The organism is Oleiphilus sp. HI0061, from assembly GCF_001635675.1.
In genome coordinates this window covers 1-4,185 of the sequence record NZ_LWFE01001399.1, presented here as the reverse complement: position 1 = coordinate 4,185, position 4,185 = coordinate 1, and the positions used below count along the sequence as shown (strand labels likewise).

Genomic DNA, 4,185 nt, shown 5'->3' with positions numbered 1-4,185 from the left:
CCCCGCTTTGAAATATCCTGGAAATCAAAGCCTATCTTAGTTATTTGGCTTAAACCCGACAGACTTAAGCGGGGACGAGAAGAACTCATCAGCACTCAAGGGCTTGTCAAATAGATATCCCTGCCCAATCTCACAACCCAACTCTTGCAAGAAAGCCATCTGCTCAACTGTTTCCACACCTTCAGCCACCACCTTCAAGTTCAAAGTATGTGCCATAGCAACAATTGCCGCCGTGATCTGCTTGTCATCATTATCGTTGGGTAAGTCCATAATAAATGCACGGTCGACCTTGAGTTTATCCAGAGGGAGCTGCTTAAGATAGTTAAGAGAAGAATATCCCGTACCAAAGTCATCAATTGCAATGGTTAGTCCCAAAGACTGCAACTCTTTCAATAAGGAAATCGCATGCTTAATATCGGTCGCTAACAAGGACTCAGTCACCTCAAACTCTAGGTTCTCGGGGTTAACACGGTGCAAAGAAATTGCCTGAGTAATATCGTTAAGTAAGTCAGGATCACTAAACTGGCGAGCTGACAAGTTGATCGACATTTTAACATCACATAGTCCGCGCTGCTGCCAATCGGCACACTGGCGGCAAGCTTCATGAATAATCCACTTACCAATGGGAATAATCAGACCGTTATTCTCTACCATATCGATAAAGAAAAATGGCGATAACAGACCGCGCTTAGGATGCTGCCACCTTAATAGAGCTTCGCAACCAATCAGCTTTCCGGTACTCAAATCCATTTGCGGTTGATAGTGCAATACAAACTCTTCCCGTTCGACAGCATGGCGCAACTCTTCCTCCAAGGCCATACGCGAGTCAGCATCTTTATGGAGCTGGTGATTGAAGATATGGTAGCTATTCTTACCTGAGGCTTTGGCTTGATACATCGCTAGATCGGCATTTTGCAACAAGGTTGCAGCGGATACACCATCCAAAAGCGACAATGTGATGCCAATACTCGATGATACAGAAAGGCGCCTTCCCTCAATCGCAACGGGCTCTTCCAGCACTCTCAGCACCTTTCTTGCAAGCTCAACAACCTTCTTTTCACTGTGAACACCACTAAGCACAAGGCAAAATTCATCGCCACCGGTACGCGCTGCAATATCAATATCAGAAACACAACTTTTAAGTCGGTCGGCAACCACAGACAATAAGTTATCACCAACCAGGTGCCCTAGGGCATCATTAATGTGTTTGAAGTTATCAAGGTCAAGGTAGAGAAACGCAAACTTTCGCTCAGTTTCATCTTGGCTAGCTAACTTCTTATCAACCAGTTCTATCAAATAGGGCCGGTTCGCTAAACCAGTCAAAGCATCGAAGTGAGCCATTTGGTGAAGCTCTTCGGTATTATCACTCAGTTTCTGGTGATAGGCCTCTAACTGAGAGGTTACCTGCAAAGAAGTAGTTTGTAGCTGGCTAATTTCATCAGCAAAAATACGGTTGCTCGCCATGCGCTTAAGCTTGTCTTTTGCTTCTTTATATCGTCCTTGAGGCAATAAAGGAAGCGCCTTGGCTTGCCGCTGCAGAGAACGAATCGGCCGCCACAAAACGAGGAATATCAACAGCATTGAAACAATAATCGCAACTAAGCCAGTTATAACGTGCGTGTGCCGAGCATACTCTATTTGCTCTCTGGCTTGGGTTGTATCAGATATAAATGCAATTAGCGCATTACTACCAACCAATTCAGAGTTAGAGACGAACATAAGCTCAAACTGAGAACCTGGTAAATCAATAATGTTGATTAACTGCCCTTCAGCTTCGACAAAGTCACGCCTCCATCGACTTTGAATAGCATGTTGCTGAAGAATTGGCTGTAGTAAAGGCTTATTCGTCAAAGAAGAGAAAGCCAATCCGGTCTTGCCAAACTGTACTGATGCTTCAGAGTTATTATTAACCGGCGTGAGTATCCCGATATCAGATCCGGTGATTCTATTAAAATCTAGCATCATATCTGCTAGTGATACGCTCAGCTGAATAAGTTTAATATCACCATTAATATCTAGAATCGGAGACAGTACAGCTAACTGACAAAATTCAAAACAGATCATTTCTTCGGACGGAGTGCGACTCGTCAAGGTACGCTCAATAACGTCGGAGTTTGGACGAATGCGTTGATCACCCCACTGCCCAATCACTTCGCCTTTTGCATTAAGTAAGGTTGCGCTCTCTAGGGCCCAAGTTATCTGTAAAGACAGCCAGTGCGAATCGAGCTTGTCCTCAATATACGGACCTTCTGACGTTAAATTTGGTAGACCATCAATTATATTAATTAGCTGCAATGAGCTCTTCTTGAGCAAACCGTTATATTCAATAATATATTGCTGCTGGTTCACACTTCTATTATGCGCTTGCAAGGATTGCATTTGCGCTACATTGAAGTATGTAAAAAATGAGATAAACGATAGAAAGATCGCAGCTAGGCCAACTGCGGACTTCCAATATAAACTAACAAAAAGCTGTTTTTTTGTGTCTTGCATTAGAAACGATACGCCACCTGAGCTAAAAACATATTCCAGTGCTTACGTTGTTTTTCCATATCTGGATTTTCTAAGTCAGGCAACCAAAATGTACCATTTACAGCGTGAAACTCGATTGAAAACATCCATTCGAACGAAGGAGCATAACTAATGCCAATAGTGGAGTCTTTAGCAAAAGCATTACGCGCATACCTATTGATTGGGTCACCGGCTTCATAGTCCGAGCCATCTTTGTCGTCTTTAAACCGATAAGCTTCGTCCTGGCGCACATATACCTGCATATTAGGTGATAGTTGATAATCTACCTGAACGTAATAACCAATAAACTTTTCCACATTTTTATTGCCAGCAAAAATGTTATCTACTTCGATATCTCGTCGTTGGATTTCAGTTGTGAAGCGCCATTTATCAATACTGAGTTCAAAAGAAAGCATCAATGCTTTTAGGCCAAGCTCACCCTCAAACAGTGGAGGGGTGACAGTAAGATCTTGAAACGTTTCCCCTGCTCCCGGTGTAAAATCAGCATCTAATTGAACATAAGAAAGCGCAGTGCGCCACGCACCAGAACCGGGTTCAAAAGACAGCCTCGTAAAGCTAGCGCGCTCATTATCGAAGCTACCAGAGGTTTTCGTACTTAAGATTGACTCAACACTATGACTATTAAAAATCGGCTCACCAAAAGCAGTACTAAACGACAACGTACCGCTCTGGAATTCCCGGTGCCCATAAAGCCCTATACTATCTGATGAATGTAATATCTCTTGCAAGTAATCAATATAAATAGACTCAGGCAACAGTAAACTAGGACGTGTTACTGCAACATCTCTAGTTTCGTTAAAGAAGCCAAACGGATTCTTTAAACGCCCTGCTCTTAAACCTAAACCATATTCAAAATCATCAAAAAGCCGCCAATCAAGTATCGCAAAATCAAGTCTAGTACCTTTTGGCTCGCCGTTACCAATCTGTTTGTAAAGACCCTGCATGGAAAACTGTAAAGAGTTCGTCGCCTTCCAAGACCCGTTTAAACCAACACTATTGTATTTAAAGCTACCATCAGAACTAGAACCCAAAAAATCATTTTCATCGGTTAAAACAAAGCTTTGACTAACAAAACCGTGCCAATTGATATGATCCACTAGATATTTCTTAGCTTCCGTAGCGAAAGAAACTAAAGAAGTTCCACCCAGCACAACCGCTAAAACGGCCTTAGCGAATACTGACCGTAGTAAAATGCTCATTCGACATGCCTCCTTCAACATAACCAATTGCCCCGGGTGTATTATTAATTGTCGCTAGCATATCTTCGACGGATTGAACGACAACAGGTCCCTGACCTATACCTGAGTATATGTACCGGTCCCATTGACGCCTAAGTTGATGCGGGAGCATTTTTAAGGTATTCATCAAAAATGATCGATGAACCGGGTTGGTATCTTGGAAAACCACCACTGTAATCTTTGTTCCATCGGGCCAAGCTCTAGCTCTCAGACTAAAAATAGCGCGCAACTCATTTAAGCTTAAAGTGTCGGTTAGCGTGGAGAGATGAGTGATAACAGACTGCGCGTTCGCTGATTCACTGACATGACCGCCTGAGTCATCAGCATAACAGGTACGGGCGAGCGACAGTTGGAAAACTGCAATCAAAGAAATATAAATGATAAAGGACTTTATCCACATGATTACAAAGGTAGA

Annotated in this window: 3 protein-coding genes; all 3 read right to left on the bottom strand. The window is 42.9% G+C overall.

All coding sequences use genetic code 11. The features are described from left to right. Positions 1 to 36 precede the first annotated feature (36 nt). Positions 37 to 2,493, bottom strand: coding sequence for an EAL domain-containing protein (locus A3735_RS22050; protein ID WP_068515716.1), 2,457 nt, complete (start codon positions 2,491 to 2,493; stop codon positions 37 to 39). Beyond that, positions 2,493 to 3,731 (bottom strand): hypothetical protein, encoded by a 1,239-nt coding sequence (locus A3735_RS22045; protein WP_068515720.1) that lies wholly within the window; start codon positions 3,729 to 3,731, stop codon positions 2,493 to 2,495. The genes A3735_RS22050 and A3735_RS22045 overlap by 1 nt, the downstream gene beginning before the upstream one ends. Beyond that, positions 3,700 to 4,185, bottom strand: a 486-nt coding sequence (locus tag A3735_RS31230; RefSeq protein WP_082885967.1) for a hypothetical protein, incomplete at its 5' end; no start/stop codon positions are given. The genes A3735_RS31230 and A3735_RS22045, both read right to left, overlap by 32 nt.

What these genes read in the sequence shown, in the direction of transcription:
- A3735_RS22050 (WP_068515716.1), bottom strand. Translation starts at nt 2,493, where the DNA reads ATGCAAGACACAAAAAAACAGCTTTTTGTTAGTTTATATTGGAAGTCC.
- A3735_RS22045 (WP_068515720.1), bottom strand. Translation starts at nt 3,731, where the DNA reads ATGAGCATTTTACTACGGTCAGTATTCGCTAAGGCCGTTTTAGCGGTT.